Genomic DNA, 25,625 nt, shown 5'->3' with positions numbered 1-25,625 from the left:
AAGTAGGTTTAGCCTACAATGCCTAAAATATTGTCTTCACGCATGATCAGGTACTCTTGACCTTCGATCTTTTCTGTTTTTTCAACATATGAGCCAAATAACACAGTGTCACCGGCTTTCACTTCTAATGCTCGAACGTCACCGTTTTCTAAAACGCGACCATTACCTACGGCAACAACTTCTCCGCGAGTTGATTTTTCAGCTGCAGAGCCAGTTAATACAATACCGCCAGCAGACTTGGTTTCTTCTTCTAGACGCTTGATGATTACGCGATCTTGTAAAGGACGAATGTTCATGTTTTTAGTTCTCCTAACAGTTTCTGAACAGTACAGAAAAAAGTGTATCTAATTTGCTTTCATTAATGGGGGTGGAGTGAAAAATTCCAAGAGAAAAAATGATAAATTTTTAATCTTTTCGCTCGTATTCACCATCTATGGTCTTAGGGCGGTTTTCATCTTGCTCGTGATGCATTGATTGATGAGTTTGCGAAAACCCTGAAGTGCCAGTTTGATGCATGCTGGCGCTCATTCTTACAGTTGCTTGGCTAGCAAGTCCTGCAGCTAATTTGTTACGAATAGCAGGGGTAAGGAGTAGTAAGCCAAATACATCTGTCATAATGCCGGGTGTTAATAAAAGTACCCCTGCAATAATTACGCAAATACCGGTAAACAATTCTTTAGCAGGCATTTGCCCTTGAGCCATTTGCATTTGTACGTTTTGTAGTGCGCCCATTCCTTGCTGTTTCACCATTTTTGCACCCACAATGGCGGTTAGTACCACTAAAGCGATTGTTGCAAAGCCACCTATCACGTCACTAACCTGAATTAGTAAGGCAATTTCAATAATAGGGATGATGATAAACAGCAAAAATAAAATTCTAAACATAAGACTCTCTAAAAAAATGACACTTATTAAGGTGCTAATGAAATATAAGTGAGGGTTGTCGGGTCTATTTTCAAGCTAATAAGAGTAAGTAATAAACGTTAATGTTAGTAAAGTTATAGGTAGCGGGTCTAAATCAATTTACTGCAAAGACCCAAAATGCAGACAGAGTTCGTGTCTACACATTATACCCGCTATCAGCTACTATGGGGCTAGACCCCCGTAAACAAGTAAAGGTTCACTATGACAACGCAATTTAAACTTATTTTTACCACTTGCAAAGATAACGATGAAGCCCGTTTATTGGCTATGGCGCTAATTGAGAAGAAATTAGCTGCTTGTGTAAATATTTTACCGGCCATGACTTCTATTTACATATGGGAAGGTGAAGTAGCTGAAGCAACTGAAGTAAAGCTGCTAATTAAAACTAAGGCTGACAAAATGAACGATGTATTTTTAACCTTAAAAGATCTTCACAGCTACGAAGTACCAGAAATACAAGTTGTTGATGTAGCAACGGGTAACTTGGCTTACTTTAATTGGATGGACGAGGTGCTTCATTAATGCGCTTTATTTTATTTTTTTTATTAAGCGTATTAATGGCGCCTGCTTGGGCGGCACAAAATACCCTTGATGATTTTCTAAAACCGACTCAGCACACATTTTTACCGGTAAATGAAGCGTTTGTATTTGATTTTGACCAGCAAGGAAGTACGTTATTTGTTGGTTGGGATATCGCTGATGACTATTACCTATATAAAGATAAAATAGAAATTATTGCCAAAGATGCCAGCATTGACGTGCCTGAGTTGGGCGCTGGTGAAATAATTGAAGATGAATTTTTTGGCAAAACTGAGGTGTTTTTTAATTCTCTTAGCGTTATCAGCAAACTAAGTAATGTGAGTGAAGATGGCGTTGTTAAGGTGCGTTATCAAGGCTGTGCAAAAGCAGGGCTGTGTTATCCACCTGAAATCATCAGCATTCCATTAAGTGTACTGGCAAGTGAAACTAATACTAATGACAATACCGCAGCAAGCAGTGCATTTGCAGCACTTAGTCAATCTGCAGAAAAACCAGCAACTGCATCAACACCTGATAAAGAGCTCACATTTACAGAGCAGTTAGCCAGCCAAAGCTTAATGGTTAACTTAGCTATTTTCTTTGCCGTGGGTGTAGGTTTGGCATTTACACCGTGTGTATTTCCGATGTTCCCTATTTTATCTAGCTTAATTGCGGGTCAAAAGAACCTATCTACCAAAAAAGCATTTGCCCTATCATTTGTTTATATTCAAGGCATGGCGGTTACCTATGCAGCATTAGGGCTTGTGGTTGCTGCGTTAGGCGGGCAAGTGCAAGGCTATTTACAGCATCCATATGTATTAATTAGCTTTAGCTTATTGTTTGTACTGCTGGCTATGTCGATGTTTGGTTGGTACGAAATAAAGTTACCCAGCGGCATGATGAACAAGCTAACCCAAGTGAGCAACAACCAAAAAGGCGGTAACTATATTGGGGTGTTCTTGATGGGGGTTTTATCAGGGCTTATTGCATCTCCTTGTACTACAGCGCCTTTATCAGCCGCATTATTATTTGTGGCACAAAGCGGCGATTACCTAGTAGGCGGGCTAACACTTTACGTACTGAGTTTAGGTATGGGGCTACCGCTGTTATTATTAGGTACATCGGGAGGTAAGCTATTACCGAAAGCTGGCGGCTGGATGGAACAAGTCAAAACCTTATTTGGTTTTATTATGTTAGTTGTGCCACTTATTTTGCTAGAGCGCATTATAGATATTGAAATTATTATGCTTATGGCAGGCTTATTAGCTATCGCCACAGCGCTTTATTTCCATTATTGGCAAAGCGCCCAAACTCAAGGCAAATTAAAAACCTTATTGTGGTTTATGGCTGTTTTATTGATGCTTACTGGCTTTAATTTAACCAAAAACTATTTTTGGCCAACACAAGCCGTGAGTTTACAAACAACCTCGCAAAGCAATGAGTTTAAACACGTTGCCAATTTAGCCGAGCTTAAACAAGCCGTATCACAAGCAAATAGCGAAGGGCGCATGGTTATGGTGGACTTATACGCTGACTGGTGTGTAGCGTGTAAAGAGTTTGAGCATTACACCTTTCCCGACCCGCAAGTACAAAGTGAGTTTAGCCATTACCAACTGATTCAAATTGACTTAACCCAAAGCGATAATGAAACAATTGAGCTAATGGAAGCATATTCAGTGTTTGGTTTACCGAGTATTTTATTCTTCAATACTCAAGGTGAAGAGCTAAGTGCACAACGTGTTACTGGCTTTTTAAATGCGGATGATTTCGCTAAGCACCTTGCTGCAGTGCGTGCCAGCGCTGAATAACCATTCTATATGGCACAACATGATTGTTAATGTTGTGCCATTATTCCCCCCTCAAGATTCGTCCCCAAAATAGAGATTAGACCAGTATTTTGCTGCTATTTACTTCGAAATCACTATAATAGTTGGTTAACGTGAGAAATTGTTGCTATCTTACTTTTTTCAGCTTACTTTTTAGTGAAAAATTAGTTAGTAACCGCTTAACTCATTACTTATAGGATATATCGCGTATTATGGCTGCAAAATTAAAGATTTTAGTTATAAATGGCCCAAATTTAAACATGCTAGGAAAGCGTGAGCCCGATAAGTACGGTTCGCACTCTTTAGAGCATATTATGAGCGAGTTAAACAGCGCTGCTAATAGTTTAGATGTGGCGTTAACGCATTTTCAAAGTAATAGTGAGCAAGCGCTCATTGAACGCATTCATGATGCTTGGCAAGCGGTTGATTACATCATTATTAACCCTGCAGCATTTACGCACACAAGCGTCGCATTACGTGATGCATTGCTAAGCGTTGATATTCCGTTTTTTGAAGTGCACTTAAGTAATGTGCATGCACGTGAAACGTTTCGCCATCATTCTTATTTTTCTGATGTGGCGCAAGGCGTTATTTGTGGATTAGGTGCAATGGGCTATCACGCTGCTTTACATGCAGCGGTGAGCCGATTGCAAAACTCAAACTAAATTTAAACTAACAAACTAATAGGCGGGTCGTTTATGGATATTCGCAAGATCAAAAAACTAATTGAATTAGTAGAAGAATCAGGTATTGCAGAACTAGAAATCACTGAAGGTGAAGAATCAGTACGTATTAACCGTAACAACATGAGTGCCGGTCCTGCGTACGCGCAATTTGCTCCACAGCAATATGCTCCAGCACCCGCTCCTGCGGTTGCACCAGCAGCACCTGTAGCAGAGTCTGAAGTACCAGCGGCAGGTCCTACAGGACACCAAGTTAAATCACCTATGGTAGGTTCTTTTTACGCAGCAGCTTCTCCAGAAGCGCCAGCATATGTTGAAGTCGGTTCACAGGTTAAAGTTGGCGACACATTATGTATCGTTGAAGCAATGAAAATGATGAACCAAATTGAGTCAGATAAAGCCGGTACAGTAAAAGCTATTTTAGTAGAAAACGGCGAGCCAGTAGAATTTGATCAACCTTTATTCATCATTGAATAATAGCGCAACGTAAAAGGCCAACTCTCATGTTAGATAAAGTAGTCATTGCAAACCGAGGTGAAATTGCACTTCGTATATTGCGCGCCTGCAAAGAGCTTGGGATCAAAACGGTTGCTGTGCATTCAACGGCGGATCGCGATCTTAAGCACGTATTACTAGCAGATGAAACCATCTGTATTGGTAAACCAGCAGCAACTGAAAGTTACTTAGACATTCCACGCATTATTGCCGCAGCTGAAATAACTGATGCGGTCGCTATTCACCCAGGTTATGGTTTTCTTGCTGAAAATGCCGACTTTGCCGACCAAGTTGAGCAAAGTGGCTTTGTATTTATTGGTCCTCGTGGCGACACTATTCGCCTAATGGGGGACAAAGTATCAGCTATCGAAGCGATGCGTAAAGCCGGTGTTCCATGTGTGCCAGGTTCTGATGGTCCGGTATCGGATGATAAAGAACGCAACATGCAAATTGCGAAGCGTATTGGTTACCCGGTAATTATTAAAGCAGCTGGCGGCGGCGGTGGTCGTGGTATGCGTGTTGTACGCAACGAGGCTGAGTTAATCAACTCGATTGCGCTTACGCAGCAAGAAGCTAAGCAGTTCTTTGGCAACAGCATGGTTTACATGGAAAAATTCCTTGAAAACCCACGCCACATTGAAGTACAAGTATTGGCCGATGGTCAAGGTAACGCGGTTCATCTAGGTGAGCGTGATTGTTCAATGCAACGTCGCCACCAAAAAGTAGTGGAAGAGGCGCCAGCACCAGGGATTACTGCAGAAGTACGTAAGTTCATTGGTGAGCGTTGTACACGTGCATGTATCGAAATTGGTTATCGTGGTGCAGGTACGTTTGAGTTTTTATACGAAAACGGCGAGTTTTACTTCATTGAAATGAATACCCGTATTCAGGTTGAACACCCAGTGACTGAAATGGTTACCGGTGTGGATTTAATCAAAGAGCAGCTAAAAATTGCCGCTGGTCAGCCATTATCATTCACTCAAGACGACGTTGTTATTCGTGGCCACGCTATTGAGTGTCGTATTAATGCTGAAGACCCTGAAACCTTTATTCCATCGCCAGGTAAAATCACCCGCTTTCATCCAGCTGGTGGTTTAGGTATTCGTTGGGACAGCCATATTTATGCTGATTACACGGTACCGCCACATTACGATTCTATGATTGGTAAGCTGATCACTTACGGTGAAAACCGTGATGTTGCTATTGCCCGTGCTCGTAATGCACTCAATGAGCTGGTAATCGACGGTATTAAAACGAATACGCCATTGCATAAACGCATTCTTGCAGATGAAAACTTCAAAAACGGTGGTACAAATATCCACTACCTTGAGAAGAAATTAGGGCTGTAAAGTTCATGCTAATTAAAAACCGGCTCAGGCCGGTTTTTTTATCTTTAAAAAAGAGGCAGTATCACCTTAAATAAATAATCTGGTATGATTAACAAATATGCGCTTTTCGTAAATTTTGAGGTAATCATGTCGTGTAGTTTTGATTTTCATTTAGTCGATGAAAATGCCACTGTTGCTATGGGTAATAAATTAGCTGCCATAATAGAACAGGGCGCAGTTATTTATTTGCATGGTGATTTGGGGGCCGGTAAAACGACATTTACTCGCGGTATAGTGCAAGGTTTTGGTCATACAGGTAAGGTTAAAAGTCCCACTTATACACTTGTTGAACCTTACGAGCTTGTGCGTGGCAATGTCTATCATTTTGACTTATACCGATTAGGTGACCCAGAAGAGCTTGAATTTATGGGAATTCGTGATTATTTTTCAGAAACGGCAACTTGTATTGTTGAGTGGCCGGAAAAAGGCGGAGAATTTATTCCTGTTCCCGATCTAAATGCTACGCTAAGTTATGTAGGTGATGAGCGTAAAATTGTTATTAACAGTGCGAGTGAGCGTGGTGTAGCAATTGTCGAAAAACTAAATAATAGATAATAAAATAGTTAAGGCAGTGATTATCAAAATGAGTCGTGGTTTAGTTAAACTTTTTATTTACCTCATGGTTTTTACAGTGAGCTTGCCATTGTGGGCGCAAAACACTATTAATAGTGTGCGTGTCTGGCCATCCCCTGATAGCACCCGGGTGGTGTTTGATCTCGACGATAAACCCGATTTCAGCTACTTTATGCTAAAAAATCCAAGCCGTTTAGTGGTTGATTTAGAAAACACTGATGAGTTGAAAACATTGCCAGGTGTGCCACCAAAACACCAAATTGTTAGTAAGTTACGTTACTCAAAACCTAAAAATAACCACAGCGTGCGTTTAGTGTTTGAATTAAATGGGCCAGTTAAACCGGTTATATTTGCACTAGCCCCCACAGGCCCTTATAAAAATAGATTGGTGGTAGATTTATACGATAAAAGCCAAGCTAAAGGTGCAATTACCCCTGCGCAAACGGCGGCTAAAAAACGCCAATTAAGCCAAGAGCGCGATATTGTAATTGCTATTGATGCAGGGCATGGCGGTGAAGACCCTGGCTCCATTGGCCCGACAGGCACTTACGAAAAAGACATTACACTGCAAATTGCCAAGCGTTTAGAGCGGATGATTGATGCTGAGCGAGGCATGATTTCGCGTATGGTTCGCAGTGGCGATTACTTTGTAAAACTCAATACACGTACCAACCGCGCACGTCAGAAAAAAGCAGACTTTTTTGTTTCTATTCATGCAGATGCGTTTACCAGCCCTGGGCCAAATGGTGCTTCTGTATGGGTGTTGTCGCTGCGACGTGCCAATTCAGAAATTGGTAAATGGATTGAGGATAAAGAAAAACACTCTGAGTTACTTGGCGGTGCTGCCGATGTAATTAAAGATGCTGCAAATGAAAAGTACTTAGCTCAAGCCTTGCTTGATATGTCGATGGATCACTCCATGAAAACCGGCTTAAATGTGGCTGAGGAAGTAGTTAAAGAGCTACGAAAGGTGGCTAAACTTCATAAAAAAGAGCCGCAACATGCCAGCCTTGCAGTGTTAAAGTCGCCAGATATTCCGTCTATTTTGGTTGAAACTGGGTTTATCTCTAATCCACGTGAAGAGCGACTGCTTAAAAGTGCCAATCATCAAGAGCGCTTAGCTAAAGCCATGTTTACCTCAATTAAAAATTACTATTTACGTAACCCGCCTGACGACTCACTGTTTGCGTCATTAAAGTCTCAATACCCAACAAAACATAAAGTACGCCCTGGTGAGTCACTGAGCATGTTGGCAGGTCGATATGGCGTGAGTATCAGTAAAATAAAACAAGTTAATAAGCTCAGTTCAAATACGCTATTTATTGGTCAGGAACTTGATATTCCTCAGAGTTAATTTTAAAAGCGCACACATTTAAGGTTGTTATGAGTATTGAAATATTACCTGCGCGCTTAGCAAACCAAATTGCGGCGGGTGAAGTTGTTGAGCGTCCCGCATCGGTGGTTAAAGAGTTAGTAGAAAACAGCCTTGATGCAGGCGCGACACGTATTCAAATAGATATTGAACGCGGGGGCCACAAGTTAATTCGTATTCGCGACAATGGAGCGGGTATTGCAAAGGATGAGCTCACATTAGCGCTCTCCCGCCATGCAACCAGTAAACTAAAGTCCCTAGACGACCTAGAAAATATTTGTTCTCTTGGTTTTAGGGGGGAAGCCTTAGCATCTATTAGTTCGGTATCTCGCTTAACCTTAAGCTCTAAACCCGAAAATCAAGAAGCTGCTTGGCAAGCCTTTGCACAAGGCCGAGATATGGCCGTAGAGGTAAAGCCGGTTGCTCACCCTAGCGGTACCACAATTGAAGTTAAAGATTTATTTTTTAACACCCCAGCAAGACGTAAGTTTTTACGCACTGAAAAAACCGAATTTAGTCATATTGATGAGCTTATAAAGCGTATTGCGCTGAGCCGTTTTGATGTATCAATTACATTAACCCATAATGAAAAAGTGGTGCGCCAGTATCGCGCTAAAACTGATCCCGCTCAAGCGATTACGCGAGTCGCACAAGTGGCGGGTAAAGCGTTTGCTGAGCAAGGATTGCATATTCAATCGGGTGAGGCTGGGTTGCAACTACACGGTTGGGTATTGCCAGTTGGATCGGCTAATACTACTCAGTATACCTATGTCAATAATCGTATGATGCGCGACAAACTTATTCTGCATGCTATTCGTCAAGCATTTGAAGAGGTCAGTGGCGAGCAAGAACTTCCCGGATTTGTGATTTACATAGATATAGACCCACGCCAAGTGGATGTTAACGTGCACCCGGCAAAGCATGAGGTACGTTTTCATCAAGGTCGTTTGGTACATGACTTTATTTTACAAGCTATTAAACAAGTTGTGGTGCCACTTCAAGCTGAGTTTGTTAATTCGCCAGCCGCTCACGCTCATCATTCACCAGTTACATCGTTTAACCAAGAACACACTTCCAGTAGTGAACTTTTTGATTATCCTAAGTCGTCATTACAACCAAGTCATTCGCCATCTACAAGTAGTGCCTCTTATAGTGGCAGTCGTCAAGGTGGGGGTAGACAGGTGCGTGCTGAAAGCCAAAATTACCATGATGTGAATGCGTTTTATCAGGGCGTGAATGAGCAACAAGCGCAGCACTTTGATACTGCGTCAGCATTTCTACAACCTAATGAGACGCAAGTATCAGATACAGCACTGCGCACTGTCGATATAATAAGCATTGAAAAGGGCGTTTGCGTGTTCAATAATGAAAATCAACTTTATTGTTCACACTTTAAATACGCATTAGCGGATGATTGGCATACACAAATAAAAGAGCACGGCAGCCTTGAAGGTAAAGCACTCCTATTGCCTGTGCGTGTCAACGTATCAAAACAAGACACGGCGCTTCTTGCTGCTCAGCAGTCTTGGTTTACCTTACTAGGTTTTGAGTTATTAATAGAAAAGCAGTTTGTTATGGTAAAGAAGTTGCCTACAAGTCTGTACTTATTAGATGTAAGTGCTGCAATAGATGCATTGCTTGAGGGATGTAAGGCTCAGTTAGCAAGTATTGATGAATGGCTACGATGGCAGGTAAATATAATTCCCGCACGGTTCTATGCGAGCAATGCCTTTTTAGAGCAGCAAGCGCGCTTACAAAATAATCCGCAAACAATTGAACGCTTGCGAGAAAAAGCAGTTAAAATAGATCTAAACTCTTATCTAACGCAATTTAATTAAGGTATTCGTGTTGAGTAATTTACCGGTCATATTTTTAATGGGCCCAACCGCTGCTGGTAAAACAGCATTGGCAATTTCACTGTGTGAGTATTTAAATACTGAGATTATTAGCGTTGATTCTGCGCTTGTTTATAAAGGTATGGATATTGGTACGGCTAAGCCTGATGCCGACGAATTAGCTCGTGCCCCACATCATTTAATTGACTTACTTGATCCGAGTGAAACGTATTCGGTTGCTGATTTTAGACGTGATGCTATAGAAAAAATTGATAAATTTCATCAACAAGGTAAAGTGCCTGTATTGGTTGGAGGTACAATGATGTACTTCAAAGCGCTAATTGATGGGTTGTCGCCATTACCTGAGGCCGATGCAGACGTTAGAGCCGAACTAGAAACACAAGCTAAAGAGCATGGCTGGCCTTATTTATACAAAGAGCTGGTTAAAGTTGATCCGCAAGCCGCACAAAAGATGAGTGAAAATGATTCGCAGCGAATTAATCGTGCTTTGGAAGTTTACCGTATAACAGGTAAAACGATGACTGAATTGCAAAAGCAAAAGCAGCCAGCATTACCCTATACTTTTCATCAATTTGCAATTGCACCCGATGATCGCAGTGAATTACATCATCGAATTGAAGAAAGGTTTAAAATAATGATTGAACAGGGGTTTGAAAAAGAAGTTTCGACCCTATATCTACGTGAGGATTTACATCCCAATATGCCTTCTATTCGTTGTGTAGGTTATAGACAGATGTGGGATTACCTTGCGGGTGAAATTGATCATGATGAAATGATTTTTCGCGGCATTGCAGCCACACGTCAATTGGCTAAACGTCAATTAACGTGGTTAAGAAGCTGGCCTGATGTTACATGGTTAACAACAGGTGATGAAGAAAACTTGCATCGTGTAGTAAGTTCGCTAAGCTAGTAGTAGTTGAACAAAATTTATCTTTGTTAAATCAGTTCAGCCACTTAATTATAATAACACCTAGAACGAAGGAATAATAACATGGCAAAAGGCCAATCGTTACAAGACCCATTTTTAAATGCACTACGCCGTGAGCGCATTCCAGTATCAATTTTTTTGGTAAATGGCATAAAATTACAAGGTAAAATTCAGTCATTTGACCAATTTGTAATTTTGCTGGAAAACACTGTTAACCAAATGGTGTATAAACATGCAATTTCTACAGTTGTACCTGCACGCGCAGTCAACTTCCAAGGTGTTCAGGGAAATGAAGACACTGAAGAACCTGAAGCTGGAAACTTTTAAATTAGGAGCGTAATGCTTGTTTGACCGCTATGAATCTGGCGAACAGGCAATTTTAGTCCATATCGACTTACCTAAAGAGGGGGATCGTGAAGATCTCCACGAATTAGAAATGTTGGTATCTTCTGCTGGTGTTAGTAGTTTGGCGGTTGTGCAAGGCAGCCGTCAAGCACCACATCCGAAGCTATTTGTCGGTACCGGCAAAGCAGAAGAAATAGCTGAAATTGTCAAAATCCACAATGCCGATGTTGTCATTTTTAACCATCAGTTAAGTCCGTCTCAAGAACGTAATTTAGAGCGTGTTTGCCAATGTCGGGTGCTTGATAGAACCACACTTATCCTCGATATTTTTGCTCAGCGCGCACGTACTCACGAAGGTAAACTTCAAGTTGAGTTAGCGCAGCTTCGTCATATGTCGACTCGTTTAATCCGAGGTTGGACCCACCTTGAACGCCAAAAAGGCGGTATTGGTTTACGTGGTCCTGGTGAAACGCAGTTAGAAACCGATCGACGTTTATTACGTGCACGTATTAAAAATATACGCGCCCGTTTGGCTAAAGTTGGCGTACAACGTGAGCAAGGTAGACGAGCACGTACTCGTAATGAGATCCCAACGGTTTCTTTAGTGGGCTATACTAATGCGGGTAAATCAACCTTATTTAACCGTATTACAAATTCTGATGTGTATGCCGCTGATCAGTTGTTTGCAACACTAGACCCAACCTTACGCAAATTAGATATTGGCGATGTTGGTTCGGTTATTTTAGCGGATACTGTAGGGTTTATTCGCCACTTACCGCATGACTTAGTGGCTGCATTTAAAGCAACGCTGACAGAAACGCGAGAGGCTGATTTACAATTACACGTGATAGATGTAGCCGACCCTCGTCGAAAAGAAAATATTGAACAGGTACAAGAAGTACTCAAAGAAATTGAAGCTGATGATGTACCGCAATTACTTGTATACAACAAAATTGATGCGCTGGATGATGTAACCCCACGTATTGATCGCGATGACGAAGGCCAACCTATAAGGGTATGGTTATCAGCAAAAACAGGTGAAGGTTGCGAGCTGCTAAGTGAGGCTATTAGTGACCTACTAGCTAAAAAGATGTTGAGTGAAACTTTAATACTGGCTCCTCAGTATGGACGTTTAAGAGCATCTTTATTTAACTTAAGTGCAGTACATAACGAACGTTTTGATGAGCAAGGTAATTGGTTGCTAGATGTGCGATTACCTATGATTGAGTGGAATCGTTTGATTAAAGATTTTGGCCCAGAGATTGAAAGTTTTATTAGCTGCGACTAAAAACTGAAAGATTAATGTCGGTTTTAGTATAAGAAATGCATAAGATTTGTTAGATTTAACACAATTTCCGAATTTATTTAGATAACAATGGAGTATAGCTATGGCCTGGAATGAACCGGGTAATAATGGCAATGACAAAGATCCGTGGAATAACAAAGGCGGACGTGATCAAGGCCCACCTGATTTAGACGAGGTGTTCCGTAAATTCAGTAACAAGTTTAACGGCTTATTTGGCGGTAAAAAATCCGGCAATGGTAGCGGCGGTGGACTTGGCGGAGCCGGTATTTCATTTGTACTTATTATCGCTGCCATTGTGTGGGCGTTAAGCGGTATTTATACGGTGAAAGAAGCTGAACGCGGTGTCGTTCTTCAATTTGGTAAGTTTGACCGAATTGCAGATCCAGGCTTGCGTTGGAAAATGACCTTTGTTGAGACGGTTATTCCAGTCGATATCGAAGCTGTTCGTTCGTTATCAGCATCAGGCTTTATGCTAACTGAAGATGAAAACGTAGTAAGCGTTGAGTTTGAAGTACAGTATCGAGTAATCGACCCATACTTATACAAGTTTAGTGTCACTAACGCTGACAGCAGCCTTGAAGAAGCATTAGATAGTGCACTGCGTTATGTTGTTGGTCATTCAAAAATGGACCAAGTACTGACTAACGGCCGTGAAGTTGTGCGTCAAAATACCTGGGATGAGCTAAATCAAATCATCGAACCTTATAACTTAGGTTTAATCGTAACTGACGTTAACTTCAAGGATTCACGTCCGCCAATGGAAGTTAAAGATGCGTTTGATGATGCAATTGCAGCCCAAGAGGATGAACAACGCTTTATTCGTGAAGCCGAAGCGTATGCCCGTGAAATTGAACCGCGTGCGCGTGGTCAAGTAACGCGTATGACGCAAGAGGCTGAAGGTTACCAAGAGCGTATTACTTTAGAAGCGCAAGGTGAAGTGGCTCGTTTTGAGAAATTACTTCCAGAATACCAAGCAGCTAAAGAAGTAACACGCGAGCGTTTATACATAGACGCAATGCAAGAAGTATTAGGTAATAGCTCTAAAATATTGGTTGACGTTAAGGGCGGTAACAACATGATGTATTTACCACTTGATAAAATCATGGAAAAACAGGGTTCATCAACACGCGTTGCTTTACCTAGCTCAAGCGATATTAACGATTTACGTAACAAGGTAAATACGTCACGTAACAGCACTGTTAATAGTGGTAATGATCGCTTTAACAATGATCGCTTCAACGACGGGAGATAAGCATAATGAAAAACTTTAGTTTAGTAATCCTATTAGCTGCCATTGTAATGTGTTTCTCGTCAGTATTTGTGGTTTCTGAAGGCCAAAAGGCGATTGTACTTTTATTTAGTAAAGTACAAAAAGACAGCGATGATCAAGCGGTAGTTTATGGTCCAGGTCTACATCTAAAAGTGCCATTTTTTAGCCAAGTGCGCCGCATTGATGCGCGTATTCAAACGCTAGATGGCACACCGGATCGCTTTGTAACTAGCGAGAAAAAAGACTTAATTGTTGATTCGTTTGTAAAATGGCGTGTTAACGACTTTAGCTCTTTTTACCTGCGTGCACGTGGTGATAAGCAATACGCTGAAACACTGCTTAAGCAAAAAGTAAATAATGGCCTACGTACTAACTTTGGTACTCGTACTATTCGTGAAATTGTATCGGGTGAACGTAGCGAGCTGATGGAAGAAGCGTTAGTACAAGCCTCTGAAAGTGCTAGTGAGCTGGGTATTGAAGTACTTGATGTACGTGTTAAGCAAATTAACTTACCTCAAGAGGTGAGTAGCTCTATTTACCAACGTATGCGTGCTGAGCGTACTGCCGTTGCTAAAGAGCACCGTTCTGAAGGTCAGGAAAAAGCAGAGACGATTCGTGCAGGTGTTGACCGCCGAGTAACAGTAATGCTTGCTGATGCAGAACGTAATGCGCGTTCTGTTCGTGGTCAAGGCGATGCTGATGCTGCTGCGATTTACGCTAGTGCTTATAATAAAGACCCTGAGTTCTTTAGCTTTGTTCGCTCTTTAGAAGCTTACAAGCAAACTTTCAAAGGAAAGCAAGACGTGATGGTGTTATCACCGGATAGCGACTTCTTCCAATACATGAAAGGCGCGAAAGCTCAGTAATCACAGCTTTAGTTAAATTTAAAAAGCCCTGCAATTGCAGGGCTTTTTGTTATCTGAATTTTAATCTTATAAATCACTGTTATTTATGTGATTATTAGCTAAACACTGATGTTTACTAAGGGCACGAGGAAAAAATAAGCTAAACGGGGTGAACTTTGCTTTAGTTTTCTGGTAAAATCTCGTCCTAATTTTCTCTAAGTGAATTTGCAATGGGTAAAAACGTTGTTGTACTAGGCACCCAATGGGGTGACGAAGGTAAGGGTAAGGTAGTTGACCTCCTTACAGATAAAGCATCTTTAGTAGTTCGTTATCAAGGTGGTCATAACGCTGGCCATACCTTAGTGATCGACGGTGAAAAGACAGTTCTACACCTTATTCCATCGGGTGTATTACGTGACAATGTTAAATGTGTGATTGGTAATGGTGTTGTTTTATCACCAGAAGCGCTAATGAAAGAAATTGGCATGCTTGAAGAGCGTGGCGTACCAGTACGCGAACGTCTTTTAATCAGTGAAGCATGTCCGCTAATATTGCCTTTCCATGTTGCATTAGATGTAGCTCGCGAAACAGCGCGTGGCGATAAACCAATCGGTACAACGGGTCGTGGTATCGGTCCAGCGTATGAAGATAAAGTAGCACGTCGTGGTTTACGTGTTGGCGATTTATTCAATCCTGAATTATTTGCTACTAAGTTAAAAGAAGTATTGGAATACCACAACTTCACATTAGTGAACTACTACAAAGTAGATGCAGTAGATTTTCAAAAAACGTTTGATGACGCAATGGCTGTTGCTGACATCTTAAAAGCAATGGTAGTTGATGTAACTGAGCTTTTAGATCAAACGCGTAACGCCGGTGACAACATCTTATTTGAAGGTGCACAAGGTACATTACTTGATATCGATCACGGTACTTACCCTTATGTTACATCTTCAAACACTACTGCTGGTGGCGTTGCTACAGGTGCGGGTTTTGGCCCATTACACCTTGATTATGTACTAGGTATCATTAAAGCGTACACAACACGTGTAGGTTCAGGTCCTTTTCCTACAGAGCTTTACGATGGCCTTGAAAAACAAGACCCAGTAGGTAAGCATTTAGGTGACAAAGGTCATGAGTTTGGTGCTACTACTGGTCGTTTACGTCGTACTGGCTGGTTAGATGCAGTGGCTATGCGCCGTGCAGTTCAAATTAACAGCATTTCAGGATTTTGTTTAACTAAACTTGACGTTTTAGACGGTTTAGAAACACTTAAAATCTGTACTGGTTATAAGCTTGAAGATGGTACTGTGACTAACGTTACGCCATTAGCGGCTGAAGGTTACGATAAAGTAACACCAGTATACGAAGAAATGCCTGGTTGGTCTGAAAATACCGTGGGTGTAACATCGATTGAAGGTTTACCTAAAGCAGCAATTGATTACATTAAACGTATTGAAGAAATCACGGGCGTCCCTGTTGATATTATCTCTACAGGTCCAGATCGTGTTGAAACCATGATACTTCGTAGCCCATTTGCATAATTGGGTTTATGTTGAAAAGAAGCTGCCATGTGCAGCTTTTTTTATGTCTATAAAAAAGCATACCTATTAATAGTGGAACGATCTTTGTATATTATTTGGTAAGTTTATTTTTAAAGTGGTTAATATGCGTTTATCTTCTCGTTGCTCAGTGTGGTCATTATCACTACTTACACTTTCTTTATTTAATATAAGCAATAGCTTAGCTGAAGAAAGCCCTGCAGCTGTGCCGCTGTATACTGAATCTGAGTTAATAGCTTTAATTAATGAGAACACTCATCTAGCCCGCGTGAAGGCAGATAATTGCCAGTTAGTGCAAGATATAGAAGCGCGAGCCAATAAAATGGCATTGCCGTCGTATCAATTTTTATACGGTGATATGCTCGCCTACAAGGTGTGTGTTGAGCGTGATGTAGCTTTAGGTGTGTATTACATGAAAAAAGCGGCTGAGCAGGGCTTAGCGGCAGCATTAGAGCAGCTAGGTCGCTATTACGATGTTGGGCAGTTAGTCCAAAAAGACAAAGCCATGGCAATAACCTACCTCCGTGAGGCCTCAGCGCAAGGTAACTTAAAAGCGCAATTACGATTAGTGGGCTTGTTTAATCAAGGCTATGGTAGTCCAAGAGACTTTGAAGATGCTTATCGTTGGCTGTTTAACACCACGGTAGCCGATAAAGCGACACATAAAAAAATAGAGCGAGCATTAACTAAACTTGCTGAAAAAATGCCAGCTAGTGTCGTTACCCGCGCGCGCTTACCTATGTAACCTAAACTCTAGCTAGAGAAAATAAACCTAATTATGACTATGATTTAATATGTTAGTAAATCTCTTAATCAGAGTTTAGGTTTGTAAATAAAAAAGTGAGAGTGCTTTTTTTAGCACTCTCGCTTTTTAGTTATTACTCATCTTTTTTATTGTCTTTGGCTTTGTTATTGGCCGGATCTTTTAATAGCGATATTTTAGGCGGTTGCAATGCAACTACTCGTTCACCCTCTTGTGGTGGCTTTTCCATATCACTGGTAAAAGGCCTCATTTTCACTGGTGCGTCTTCATCACTGTCTTTATCCCCTTTGAGAATAAACAGTGGGATCGCTTCAGGATTCATTTCTAAATACTGCTGCCAGCTAAACTCTTCAGATATACGTGTTGCACTCACTTTACCGCCTTTGGCAATAACACTGCTTAAGCGTGCATATGCGCCGTTTTCACCAAACAGAATTTGTCGTGATAAAAACGTCGCACTGTCTTTATTTGCTTTAGCATGTGATGAAGAGGAACGTAGTGAAAATACATTTTTTTCATTTAATAAATGAGAGAAGTACTGCACCCCTAATGCGTTGTGGTGGCGATTAGGTGAAAGCGCTAAAACACTGCGAATCGTGGTTAAAGGTAAATAACGTTCAGCATGCTCCGATTGCGGGTTACCGTAATAACAAGGAAGGCCATCCATGCGCGCCATTCTACAGTTCTCCCAAGCAGGATCTGATAGATGAACAGGAATATTTTGCTCTTTTAAGCCACGTGCAATTGCACGCGATACATGGTTTGCACCAATGATTAAAATAGTATTAGGGGATGGTTGACGCACTCCAAGTAGTTTCGCAACAGGGATAGCCGTTAAGCTTTGCAGTACCACAGTAACAATAATAACAGTAAATATGAGTGGCACCATTTTTTCGGCATCGGCTACTCCCGCTTCCATCATACTCAGCGCAAATACTGAACCAACGGCTGCTGCAACAATACCGCGAGGTGCAATCCAAGCAAGTACTAGGCGTGATTTCATCGGTAAGTCTGTACCAAAGGTTGAAATAGCAATACACAATGGGCGCGCAATAAATAGCACAATAGCTAAAAATATAAATACGTCGCTGTCGAGCATCATTAAATCAGAGAGTTGTAGTCTTGCGGCCAATAAAATAAATAAAGTCGAGATTAAAATCATCGACAAATCTTCTTTAAACTCGAGTACCGAATCTATTTCCAAGTCATCTTGATTAGCTAACCAAATGCCAAACACCGTCACAGCCAGTAAGCCTGACTCATGGCTTATGTGGTTTGAAATAGAAAAGCTAATTAACACTAACGCTAAAATACCAAACTTATGTAGCTCAAATGGCAGCCATTCTCGGCGCATTAGTTGCGTCGTGATCCAACCCGAAACCACACCAATGCTTAAACCAACGCCAACGGTTTTAACCAGTGCAACGATAGTATGGCTAAGTACTTCACCCTGACCAACCAGCATTACGGCTTCAAACACTAGTACTGCAAATAAAGCGCCAATGGGGTCTATTACTATGCCTTCCCAGCGTAAAATACGATCGATATCCTGGGTAGGTCGCATCGAGTTAAGTAATGGAGCAATAACGGTTGGCCCCGTAACAACAAGCACTGCGCCAAGTACTGCAGCAACTCGCCAATTTAACTCGAGTAACCAATAGGCGCTAAAACTAATAACAATACAAGTTGTAAGCATACCAATAGAGCAGAGGTTTCTGACGACTTTACTGATCCCTTTAAGTTCTCGAAAATGTAAAGTTAAGGACCCTTCAAATAAAATCACAGCGACACTCAAAGAGACCACAGGAAAAAGTAAATCACCTAATAATGCATCAGGGTCTAATACGCCACTAAATGGCCCTAATAAAAGCCCTGTAAGCAATAAAAACAGAATAGCGGGTACTCTAAACGCCCAAGCGACCCATTGGGCTAACACTGAACACAGTGCAATACCGGCTATATAAATTGCTGACATAGAGTAAAAACTCCTTAATTTTAATAATGTTTAAAAGTATAACGGTTACCAACCAGTAATACAGTGGGTATACACGTGTAAATTAAATTTAGCTAATAAATAATGTTTATTTATTTAGTGTTAACGTCTTTTGTGAGAGTGTTATCAAAGTTATAGTCTCTATAATTACCATTTATAGTAGTCTAACTTTATGATATCTATTGCAAAATGTGCATGCCTTGTCTGTTATCACCTATTTAGCTTTAATTTTAGCCTTGATCTAAGCGGCTATTTTAACGTATTATACTTCGTGTTCGAATAATTAGTTATCTAATAAAGTTTGTTGTTTAAGTAAGTAAACGTGTTAGATATAAACATCTTAACTCTCTTAGTGATTGTTTCAGCGATGTTTTATAATGTTCGAACATAAAATATCATTTACCGAACTCTTTGGTATAGTTTTGCTCAAGGTGTTTATTTGCTTAACGCATATAAATTAAAGTTTGAGTTGAATTATTACCTTTCAATATTTAATCCCCATCGTGGCGGTTAAATCTCGGTCCTTAAGTCATCACCCTATCTGTTGGTGTACCAGACTTAAGAGGCTCTATGTATGTTGTTAATAAAAAAGCCGCACACAGCTTTTTACAGCGATACATAAACAACACTTTATATTTTTTTAGTTAGTACAATCCAATTTTATTGGGTTAATACTATTTATTTTTTGCATCTCAATTTAAAACAATGGTTTTAGAGACGGTGTACGCGTGTGTAAAAAAAGTGTGGGCAATGATAAACAAATTCGACGTTATGTTTTAAACATAGCGACCTGGTTTCATTCATCAGTGTGATGAATACAAATAAAATGGAAAGTTGAGCATTTATGCAAAAGTTAAATTGGCGACGTATCGTACTTAAAGTGGGCAGTGCCTTAATTGCACCCGATCAAGATGGCTGTCGTTCACGCTACTTGTTAACCATCGCACAGTTTATCGTTCACTGTCGCGCACGTGGTATAGAGGTTATTTTAGTGTCATCAGGCTCTGTAGCGGCAGGCTCGCATTTATTTCCATCAGAGAAGCCGCGCTCAGTTGTTATGAAAAAAGCCATGGCAGCAGCAGGGCAAACAGAAATGATGGCCATGTGGGATCGTTTCTTTGATTTTCCTTCGGCGCAGCTACTATTAACTCATGGTGACCTACGTGACCGTGAGCGCTATCAAAGTATTCGTGAAACTGTATTTACCTTGTTAGAACACGGCGTGCTACCTATCATTAATGAAAATGATGCGGTGACAACAGATGATTTAAAAGTGGGTGATAACGATAACTTATCAGCTATGGTGGCAGCTGCCGCTGACGCTGACGCATTAATGATTTTTTCAGATGTAGATGGGCTGTACGACAAAAACCCAAATTTGCATGACGATGCCGTATTATTGCCTGAAATAAAATCAATTGATGATTCTATTTATGCTATGGCAGGATGTGCTACCAGTGCAGTAGGCACCGGTGGTATGAAAACCAAGATTGAAGCGGCAGAAAAAGCCACATCACATGGTATTGCAACGTATATTATTAACGGCTTTAAAGAAGAAACCTTTACTCGTTTATTAGCGGGCGAAAATCCAGGTAGTGTGTTCTTGCCTTATGAAAAACCAATGCAAGACTCTATTCACTGGATGACACATACCGCAAATGAACAAGGTGAAGTGGTTGTCGATGGGTCATTTGATGATTCACTAGAAGGCGAAGACGGCTGTTTACGAGGCGATGAGATCAAGGAAGTACATGGCGAGTTTGCTGTGGGCGATACTATCTTAGTTCGCAGTGAAGATGGTACGCGTTTAGCTAAAGCCACAGCAAATTACAGTAGCTGCTTGTTAAACTTTATTGCAGACAACGAGCAGAGTGAATTCAGCGAAAAAATGCAGGATTCAATTGGACCAATTATTTCAGAAAAAGATATCGCATTATTGGAGAAGTCATGAGTTTAATTACGGATATATCACGCCAAGCAGCAAAAGCTGCACATACACTTGCTTTACTCAATACCGAGACTAAAAACAACGTGTTAACCGATATGGCAGCGGCATTAAGAGATCAAAAAGAATTTATAATCAAAGAAAACGAAAGTGACCTAAGCGCTGCGCGTGACAATAATTTAGCAGCGTCAATGATAGACCGTTTAACATTGAATGATGAGCGCATTGAAGCGATGGCTGAAGGTATCGAAGTGATTGTTTCACTTGATGATCCGGTTGGCCAGTTACGTGATATCACTGAACGTCCAAATGGCATTAAAATTCGAAAAATGCGTGTACCACTGGGCGTGGTATGTATGATTTACGAAGCACGACCTAATGTAACGGCTGACGCGGGTGCATTGTGCTTTAAGTCGGGTAATGGTGTTATTTTGCGCGGTGGTAAAGAAGCGCTTAAAAGCTCACAAGCCATTGCTAGTGTAATGCACAGCGTGCTTACTAAACATGGTTTGCCAACGGCGCTAATTTCAGTTATTCCAGATCCTGACCGTGCTTTACTAATGGAATTAATGCAGCAACGCGACAGTATTGATTTAATTATCCCACGGGGCGGTGAAGGGCTTATTAACTATGTAACAGAAAACAGTACAATTCCTGTTATTCAGCACTTTAAAGGCGTGTGTCATTTATACGTAGATAAAGATGCAGACTTAGAAGTGGCACTTAATCTACTACTTAACGGTAAAACTCAACGTACTGGCGTATGTAATGCCTTAGAAGGGTTAGTAGTACACCAAGATGTTGCTGATGAGTTTTTAAACCTGTGCGCGGTAGTGCTTCGCCAAGAAGGCGTAAAAATAAATGCCGATGCCAAAGCGGCTGAGTATTTTGATAATGCCACTGTGCTTGCAGATAACGAATTTGGTGAAGAATATTTAGATTTAGAAATTGCTATTCGTATAGTGCCAAGCTTTGATGCAGCCGTTGAGCACATTGCTCAATTTGGCTCAAATCATACCGAAGTTATCTGTACTAAAAACGATGCTGCGGCAGAGTTATTCCAACGTAGTGTGGATGCATCGGTTGTTATGGTTAATGCGTCATCACGTTTCTCTGATGGCTCACAACTAGGTTTAGGCGCCGAGATTGGTATTGCAACGACTAAGTTGCATGCTTATGGTCCAATGGGGCTTGAGTCACTAACAACTGAGAAATATTTAGTTAATGGTGTTGGTCAAGTTCGCGAATAACTTACCCAACCTAATAAACGATAAAAATGCCGGGCTTTTGCTCGGCATTTTTGATCTCGATTTAGCAAAATCAAACAACTAAGCAAACATAAAGATTAAAACAGGGCAAAAATTATCAACAGAGAAATTTATTTAGAATATAAAAATAAGGATATTACTTAGGGGAGAGAGTAGGAAAGTGGTGGAGCTAAGCAGGATCGAACTGCTGACCTCCTGCGTGCAAGGCAGGCGCTCTCCCAGCTGAGCTATAGCCCCACATTCCTAATTTACATACAATGTAAATGCTTAAGTGCTGAGTCTCAAGCGGGGTGAACTTTAAATATTTTTACGTTTTTGGTCAAGTATTTTTTCACAAATTTTTCCGTTTTAACTAATTTTTGTTAAACTCGAGCTAAATATTTACTAAAACGACAATACATAATGAAAAAATACGCGTTAGTTTTCATGATTTTCCTTTTTGGTTGTGCCAGTTCAGTAGATGAACCGCCCTACGAAATTAATAATAAACAATTTTATGACACCCTTGATGAGCAAGGTAACAAGCTTTTTGCTTATGTGGTTTCTGTAAAGGCTAAAAGTCGTGAGCAAATTAATATTAATAAAAAACTAACCCGCAGTGATGTTCAGCGTTTTGCTGAGCAAGAGCATTTTGAAGAGTCGAGTGTTTTAAAATTACAATTAGAAGATCAAGCGGTAGAGTTTCTTAATAAAGAACTAGCACAGCGTAACTATTGTGCAGATAAGCATGAAATAAACGAAGTACTATGGCGTGATTTAAGTGTGCAATTAAGAGGGCGTTGTTTGTAATATGTTAGCGGATAAACAAAAACTAGCGGCAGTGTTAACCCAACTAAATATAGAATATGACGTAATAGAACATCCAGCGCTACATGGCAGTTTAGATGCCGATGAACTGATGGTAAATCGCCCAGGAACACGTTTAAAAAACCTATTTTTGCGAGACAACGAAGGTAAGCGTCATTTTTTAGTGATCACCGCGCATGATAAACAGTTGGATTTAAAGTCACTTGCCAAACAGCAAGGGCTATCGCGCTTAGGCTTTGCCTCTAATGAGCGCTTGGCTAAGTACTTAAAGGTTGCACCGGGTTGCGTGTCAATGCTCAGCTTAATGAACGACAAACAGCGTGATGTAACGCTTTGGCTTGATCAAGATATTTGGTTTGGCGATTTATTTCATTGCCACCCGTTTGAAAATACCCAAACATGGTTATTAACTAAGCCTGATTTACTGCGTTTTTTTGACTTTACTGAGCATCAGCCGCGGGTGATGTTTTTGCCATCGCGTTGAGCCCACAAAATAAGCCCCAGTCCACACAAACATACAGCGAGTAATGTTGCCATAAACGCCGTTTGTCCATGAGTTTGATAAACCACCCCTGGTAATAACGAGCCCAGTGCGCCGCCGCTGTAATAAAATGATACATAGCACCCGTTGGTAACGCTTGGCGGTGCGTGACTGATTTTATTAACCAGTGGTGCCGCTGTGGAATGAATCACAAACATAGCGCCGCAAAAGAGTGTGAATGCAATTAAAAACAACAACAGTGAATGACTCATTAATAACATAATACTGAGGTTATAAAACACGAATACCGCGGCCAACAATCGCCAGGCTGAAGTCATTTTTTTTAATAGCCAAGGAGTGAAAATAGAAGCCAAAGCACCCACCAGATAGCCACTATAAACAAAGCCAATGTCGCGCGTGTTATTAATTAAAAAGGTATTTTTTAAAATAAAAGGCAAGTAGTTTAATAATGCTGCAAAGCAAAAAAACATACAAAAAATGGCACCATAGAGCTTAAGTGCAGAGCCCTCTTTAAGTTGTTTTATATAATCTAATGGTGATAAAACCTCGGTTGATTTAACGAGATTAAAACGTTTATGGGGAATACTTAACGCTAGAATAATCAGCATGGCTGCTATTAGGTAATAAAAACTCTGCCACGACCAAACATCGCTAAAGAGCGCAGCCAATACACGACCAAAATAACCACCGACAATCGTACTACCTATATATAGCGTCATATTTTTTTGTAATGTATCGGCTTGATAGCTCATACCAATAAAGCTGGTCATGGCAGTCAATGCGGCAGGTAAAGTCAGTCCTTGTAAAAACCTTACCAGTAGAAGTAATTCAAAACTCGGGGCATAAATAAATAAGATACAACCCACACCCAGTAACAACATAGCGAAGCGTAATATCAATAAAGGGTTTCGCTTAGCTAAAAACAGTCCATACACCAAAGGGGCAATAGCTAAAGGCAACATAGTGGCCGTCATTAAGCTGCCTGCAACAGCAGGAGCAACATTAAATTCAGTAGCAAATAAACTTAATAATGGCTGTGGTGCGTATAAAACAAAAAAAATGAAAACTGAACAGATGAGTAGGTGAGGTAAGCGCATTAACTGCCATATACATTGCTTATTAGTTGAGCTGCATTATATACAAAACTGCTAGGGTTTTCATAAATTAACCTTTATTGCGCTAAATCATGCTTTGTTTTCAGTAGTTTGTTAGATTAATACCAATAGCGCTGTTATTTACGCTCGTTGGTGATTAAAATAGCATTAATATTCGTTTTTAGTGGGAACACGCCATGGGGTCACTACAAGAGCAATTGCTCCAAGCTGGTTTAACAACATCACATAAAGCTAAAGTTGCTAAATCAGAAAAGCGCAAGCAACAGAAAAAGCAAAAGAAGGGAGCGACGAGCAACCCGAACGATTTACAAAAGCATATTCAGCAAACTAAGTTGGAGCAGCAGCAAAAAGCTGAAGAGCTCAATAAAGCGCGCCAAGAAGAATTAAAGCAGCGCGAGCAAGTCGCCCGTGTTAAGCAAATTTTAGAGCATCATAATCAAGAGTCAATTCGCGGTGAGCGTACCTTTAACTTCACTTATGAAAATAAAGTGAAAGGGCTTGATGTGAATGAGCAAACGCAAAAGGCGCTCTCGGGCGGGCGTTTAGCTATTTGTGTGTTAGAAGGTCAGTTTTACGTATTAGAAGATGAGCCTGCGCGTAAAGTGGCTGAGGTGGATGAAAAGTATATTGTGTTTCATGTTGAGCCTGAAAATAAAGCCAAAGATGAAGACGATCCGTATGCTGATTTTGAAGTGCCAGACGATCTTATTTGGTAAGCCTATTAAGTATCTGCTCAGTTAAAGCAAGCTAGTATGTGTTTTATGAGGGATACACGTATTTGTTCTGATTGATCGTCAAACCTTACCAAGGACGTATGCTTTTTAAAGATTTATTGACTACAATAATCACAACCGTTTTTTTTAACCGTAAAAAGAAGAGTAAATACAATGAGCAAGATAAAAACACTTTTATTAGGCGCGGGTATTGGTTTAGCCGCAAGTTTTTCATTTTCAGCAGCCGCTGCAGATGGCGCTGCACTTTACACAGCTAAAAATTGTCAAACATGTCATGGTGCAGAAGGTAAAGCACCTATTATGGCGATGTACCCTAAACTAAATGGTCAAAACAAAGAATATTTAGTAGCGCAAATGAAAGACATCAAGTCAGGCGCTCGTAACAACGGTATGTCTATGGCGATGAAAGCGATGGTTGCGACTGTGACTGATGAAGAATTTGAAGCGATTGCCGATTACCTATCAAAAGTACAATAATCGTTAACGCTAATTAAAAAGAGCCACACCTATGTGTGGCTTTTTTATTTGGTGATTGCGATCATGTCAATACTCATTTAGACTTCTAAACATCTACAATCACTAGCGCTATGCTGTGTTTTAAAAGGC

25 protein-coding genes and 1 tRNA gene are annotated in these 25,625 nt (G+C 40.7%); 21 read left to right on the top strand and 5 right to left on the bottom strand.

The window, feature by feature from the left end:
• Positions 1-8: 8 nt before the first annotated feature.
• Complete coding sequence (locus PSM_RS13850) at positions 9-296, bottom strand: co-chaperone GroES (RefSeq protein ID WP_008113511.1); 288 nt, start codon at positions 294-296, stop codon at positions 9-11.
• Between the two features lie 109 nt (positions 297-405).
• Complete coding sequence (locus tag PSM_RS13845) at positions 406-885, bottom strand: FxsA family protein (protein ID WP_013466036.1); 480 nt, start codon at positions 883-885, stop codon at positions 406-408.
• Between the two features lie 240 nt (positions 886-1,125).
• On the opposite strand from PSM_RS13845, the gene cutA reads away from it, so the two are divergent.
• From cutA to PSM_RS13770, 15 genes are all read left to right on the top strand, one after another.
• On the top strand, positions 1,126-1,446 hold the full coding sequence (cutA, locus tag PSM_RS13840; RefSeq protein ID WP_013466035.1) for a divalent-cation tolerance protein CutA: 321 nt from the start codon (positions 1,126-1,128) through the stop codon (positions 1,444-1,446).
• Positions 1,446-3,251 carry a protein-disulfide reductase DsbD gene (locus PSM_RS13835; protein ID WP_013466034.1) on the top strand — a complete coding sequence of 602 codons (1,806 nt, stop codon included), beginning with the start codon at positions 1,446-1,448 and terminating at the stop codon, positions 3,249-3,251. The genes cutA and PSM_RS13835 overlap by 1 nt, the downstream gene beginning before the upstream one ends.
• A 230-nt stretch (positions 3,252-3,481) precedes the next feature.
• Positions 3,482-3,934: a type II 3-dehydroquinate dehydratase gene (aroQ, locus tag PSM_RS13830; protein WP_013466033.1), complete on the top strand. Its 453-nt coding sequence runs from the start codon at positions 3,482-3,484 to the stop codon at positions 3,932-3,934.
• A gap of 33 nt (positions 3,935-3,967) precedes the next feature.
• A complete protein-coding gene (gene accB / locus PSM_RS13825; RefSeq protein WP_013466032.1) occupies positions 3,968-4,429 on the top strand; it encodes an acetyl-CoA carboxylase biotin carboxyl carrier protein in 462 nt (153 codons plus the stop codon).
• A 26-nt stretch (positions 4,430-4,455) separates the two neighbouring features.
• Entirely contained in the window at positions 4,456-5,796 is a 1,341-nt protein-coding gene (gene accC / locus PSM_RS13820; protein ID WP_013466031.1) for an acetyl-CoA carboxylase biotin carboxylase subunit, read from the top strand.
• A 126-nt stretch (positions 5,797-5,922) separates the two neighbouring features.
• Positions 5,923-6,390: a tRNA (adenosine(37)-N6)-threonylcarbamoyltransferase complex ATPase subunit type 1 TsaE gene (gene tsaE, locus PSM_RS13815; protein WP_013466030.1), complete on the top strand. Its 468-nt coding sequence runs from the start codon at positions 5,923-5,925 to the stop codon at positions 6,388-6,390.
• Between the two features lie 28 nt (positions 6,391-6,418).
• Positions 6,419-7,762 carry an N-acetylmuramoyl-L-alanine amidase gene (locus PSM_RS13810; protein ID WP_016899733.1) on the top strand — a complete coding sequence of 448 codons (1,344 nt, stop codon included), beginning with the start codon at positions 6,419-6,421 and terminating at the stop codon, positions 7,760-7,762.
• A gap of 29 nt (positions 7,763-7,791) precedes the next feature.
• Entirely contained in the window at positions 7,792-9,618 is a 1,827-nt protein-coding gene (gene mutL / locus PSM_RS13805; RefSeq protein ID WP_013466028.1) for a DNA mismatch repair endonuclease MutL, read from the top strand.
• 10 nt (positions 9,619-9,628) lie between these two features.
• Complete coding sequence (gene miaA / locus PSM_RS13800) at positions 9,629-10,546, top strand: tRNA (adenosine(37)-N6)-dimethylallyltransferase MiaA (RefSeq protein WP_024601935.1); 918 nt, start codon at positions 9,629-9,631, stop codon at positions 10,544-10,546.
• Between the two features lie 81 nt (positions 10,547-10,627).
• The gene (hfq, locus tag PSM_RS13795) at positions 10,628-10,891 is read left to right on the top strand and encodes an RNA chaperone Hfq (protein ID WP_013466026.1); all 264 of its coding nucleotides are present in this window, start codon (positions 10,628-10,630) and stop codon (positions 10,889-10,891) included.
• Between the two features lie 16 nt (positions 10,892-10,907).
• On the top strand, positions 10,908-12,197 hold the full coding sequence (hflX, locus tag PSM_RS13790; protein ID WP_013466025.1) for a ribosome rescue GTPase HflX: 1,290 nt from the start codon (positions 10,908-10,910) through the stop codon (positions 12,195-12,197).
• Between the two features lie 100 nt (positions 12,198-12,297).
• Positions 12,298-13,467, top strand: a complete 1,170-nt coding sequence (gene hflK, locus PSM_RS13785; protein WP_013466024.1) for an FtsH protease activity modulator HflK — start codon at positions 12,298-12,300, stop codon at positions 13,465-13,467.
• A gap of 5 nt (positions 13,468-13,472) precedes the next feature.
• Positions 13,473-14,351, top strand: a complete 879-nt coding sequence (gene hflC, locus PSM_RS13780; RefSeq protein WP_013466023.1) for a protease modulator HflC — start codon at positions 13,473-13,475, stop codon at positions 14,349-14,351.
• A gap of 209 nt (positions 14,352-14,560) precedes the next feature.
• Complete coding sequence (locus PSM_RS13775) at positions 14,561-15,874, top strand: adenylosuccinate synthase (protein ID WP_013466022.1); 1,314 nt, start codon at positions 14,561-14,563, stop codon at positions 15,872-15,874.
• A 124-nt stretch (positions 15,875-15,998) separates the two neighbouring features.
• Positions 15,999-16,637, top strand: coding sequence for a tetratricopeptide repeat protein (locus PSM_RS13770; RefSeq protein WP_013466021.1), 639 nt, complete (start codon positions 15,999-16,001; stop codon positions 16,635-16,637).
• A 133-nt stretch (positions 16,638-16,770) separates the two neighbouring features.
• Here PSM_RS13770 and PSM_RS13765 read toward each other — a convergent pair whose 3' ends face one another.
• Positions 16,771-18,630 carry a cation:proton antiporter gene (locus PSM_RS13765; protein WP_013466020.1) on the bottom strand — a complete coding sequence of 620 codons (1,860 nt, stop codon included), beginning with the start codon at positions 18,628-18,630 and terminating at the stop codon, positions 16,771-16,773.
• A gap of 862 nt (positions 18,631-19,492) precedes the next feature.
• Between PSM_RS13765 and proB the strand changes: the two genes are divergently transcribed.
• Both proB and PSM_RS13755 read left to right on the top strand, forming a co-directional pair.
• Entirely contained in the window at positions 19,493-20,599 is a 1,107-nt protein-coding gene (gene proB / locus PSM_RS13760) for a glutamate 5-kinase (RefSeq protein ID WP_013466019.1), read from the top strand.
• Positions 20,596-21,843, top strand: coding sequence for a glutamate-5-semialdehyde dehydrogenase (locus PSM_RS13755; RefSeq protein WP_013466018.1), 1,248 nt, complete (start codon positions 20,596-20,598; stop codon positions 21,841-21,843). Before proB ends, PSM_RS13755 begins: the two co-directional genes overlap by 4 nt.
• A 179-nt stretch (positions 21,844-22,022) precedes the next feature.
• Here PSM_RS13755 and PSM_RS13750 read toward each other — a convergent pair.
• Positions 22,023-22,098 (bottom strand) — tRNA-Ala (locus PSM_RS13750).
• A 165-nt stretch (positions 22,099-22,263) separates the two neighbouring features.
• Between PSM_RS13750 and PSM_RS13745 the strand changes: the two genes are divergently transcribed.
• Positions 22,264-22,650 carry a hypothetical protein gene (locus tag PSM_RS13745; protein WP_013466017.1) on the top strand — a complete coding sequence of 129 codons (387 nt, stop codon included), beginning with the start codon at positions 22,264-22,266 and terminating at the stop codon, positions 22,648-22,650.
• Position 22,651: 1 nt separating this feature from the next.
• Positions 22,652-23,152 (top strand): prolyl-tRNA synthetase associated domain-containing protein, encoded by a 501-nt coding sequence (locus tag PSM_RS13740; protein ID WP_013466016.1) that lies wholly within the window; start codon positions 22,652-22,654, stop codon positions 23,150-23,152.
• Here PSM_RS13740 and PSM_RS13735 read toward each other — a convergent pair.
• A complete protein-coding gene (locus tag PSM_RS13735) occupies positions 23,119-24,267 on the bottom strand; it encodes an MFS transporter (protein ID WP_013466015.1) in 1,149 nt (382 codons plus the stop codon). The two genes, PSM_RS13740 and PSM_RS13735, sit on opposite strands and share 34 nt — an antisense overlap.
• 194 nt (positions 24,268-24,461) lie before the next feature.
• Here PSM_RS13735 and PSM_RS13730 point away from each other — a divergent pair, with 194 nt between their 5' ends.
• Together PSM_RS13730 and PSM_RS13725 are read left to right on the top strand one after the other, a co-directional pair.
• Entirely contained in the window at positions 24,462-25,001 is a 540-nt protein-coding gene (locus PSM_RS13730; protein ID WP_010391699.1) for a DUF2058 domain-containing protein, read from the top strand.
• Between the two features lie 171 nt (positions 25,002-25,172).
• The gene (locus PSM_RS13725) at positions 25,173-25,496 is read left to right on the top strand and encodes a c-type cytochrome (protein ID WP_010391700.1); all 324 of its coding nucleotides are present in this window, start codon (positions 25,173-25,175) and stop codon (positions 25,494-25,496) included.
• The last annotated feature ends 129 nt before the right edge of the window (positions 25,497-25,625 follow it).

The sequence above is a fragment of the Pseudoalteromonas sp. SM9913 genome, from assembly GCF_000184065.1.
Taxonomy (GTDB): Bacteria; Pseudomonadota; Gammaproteobacteria; order Enterobacterales; family Alteromonadaceae; genus Pseudoalteromonas; species Pseudoalteromonas tetraodonis.
This window is presented reverse-complemented; position numbering and strand designations above follow the sequence as displayed.

What these genes read in the sequence shown, in the direction of transcription:
- hfq (WP_013466026.1), top strand. Translation starts at nt 10,628, where the DNA reads ATGGCAAAAGGCCAATCGTTACAAGACCCATTTTTAAATGCACTACGC.
- PSM_RS13770 (WP_013466021.1), top strand. Translation starts at nt 15,999, where the DNA reads ATGCGTTTATCTTCTCGTTGCTCAGTGTGGTCATTATCACTACTTACA.
- hflK (WP_013466024.1), top strand. Translation starts at nt 12,298, where the DNA reads ATGGCCTGGAATGAACCGGGTAATAATGGCAATGACAAAGATCCGTGG.
- PSM_RS13850 (WP_008113511.1), bottom strand. Translation starts at nt 296, where the DNA reads ATGAACATTCGTCCTTTACAAGATCGCGTAATCATCAAGCGTCTAGAA.
- PSM_RS13745 (WP_013466017.1), top strand. Translation starts at nt 22,264, where the DNA reads ATGAAAAAATACGCGTTAGTTTTCATGATTTTCCTTTTTGGTTGTGCC.
- cutA (WP_013466035.1), top strand. Translation starts at nt 1,126, where the DNA reads ATGACAACGCAATTTAAACTTATTTTTACCACTTGCAAAGATAACGAT.
- hflC (WP_013466023.1), top strand. Translation starts at nt 13,473, where the DNA reads ATGAAAAACTTTAGTTTAGTAATCCTATTAGCTGCCATTGTAATGTGT.
- proB (WP_013466019.1), top strand. Translation starts at nt 19,493, where the DNA reads ATGCAAAAGTTAAATTGGCGACGTATCGTACTTAAAGTGGGCAGTGCC.
- accB (WP_013466032.1), top strand. Translation starts at nt 3,968, where the DNA reads ATGGATATTCGCAAGATCAAAAAACTAATTGAATTAGTAGAAGAATCA.
- PSM_RS13755 (WP_013466018.1), top strand. Translation starts at nt 20,596, where the DNA reads ATGAGTTTAATTACGGATATATCACGCCAAGCAGCAAAAGCTGCACAT.
- PSM_RS13835 (WP_013466034.1), top strand. Translation starts at nt 1,446, where the DNA reads ATGCGCTTTATTTTATTTTTTTTATTAAGCGTATTAATGGCGCCTGCT.
- PSM_RS13810 (WP_016899733.1), top strand. Translation starts at nt 6,419, where the DNA reads ATGAGTCGTGGTTTAGTTAAACTTTTTATTTACCTCATGGTTTTTACA.
- accC (WP_013466031.1), top strand. Translation starts at nt 4,456, where the DNA reads ATGTTAGATAAAGTAGTCATTGCAAACCGAGGTGAAATTGCACTTCGT.
- aroQ (WP_013466033.1), top strand. Translation starts at nt 3,482, where the DNA reads ATGGCTGCAAAATTAAAGATTTTAGTTATAAATGGCCCAAATTTAAAC.
- tsaE (WP_013466030.1), top strand. Translation starts at nt 5,923, where the DNA reads ATGTCGTGTAGTTTTGATTTTCATTTAGTCGATGAAAATGCCACTGTT.
- mutL (WP_013466028.1), top strand. Translation starts at nt 7,792, where the DNA reads ATGAGTATTGAAATATTACCTGCGCGCTTAGCAAACCAAATTGCGGCG.
- PSM_RS13740 (WP_013466016.1), top strand. Translation starts at nt 22,652, where the DNA reads ATGTTAGCGGATAAACAAAAACTAGCGGCAGTGTTAACCCAACTAAAT.
- PSM_RS13730 (WP_010391699.1), top strand. Translation starts at nt 24,462, where the DNA reads ATGGGGTCACTACAAGAGCAATTGCTCCAAGCTGGTTTAACAACATCA.
- PSM_RS13735 (WP_013466015.1), bottom strand. Translation starts at nt 24,267, where the DNA reads ATGCGCTTACCTCACCTACTCATCTGTTCAGTTTTCATTTTTTTTGTT.
- PSM_RS13725 (WP_010391700.1), top strand. Translation starts at nt 25,173, where the DNA reads ATGAGCAAGATAAAAACACTTTTATTAGGCGCGGGTATTGGTTTAGCC.
- PSM_RS13765 (WP_013466020.1), bottom strand. Translation starts at nt 18,630, where the DNA reads ATGTCAGCAATTTATATAGCCGGTATTGCACTGTGTTCAGTGTTAGCC.
- PSM_RS13775 (WP_013466022.1), top strand. Translation starts at nt 14,561, where the DNA reads ATGGGTAAAAACGTTGTTGTACTAGGCACCCAATGGGGTGACGAAGGT.
- PSM_RS13845 (WP_013466036.1), bottom strand. Translation starts at nt 885, where the DNA reads ATGTTTAGAATTTTATTTTTGCTGTTTATCATCATCCCTATTATTGAA.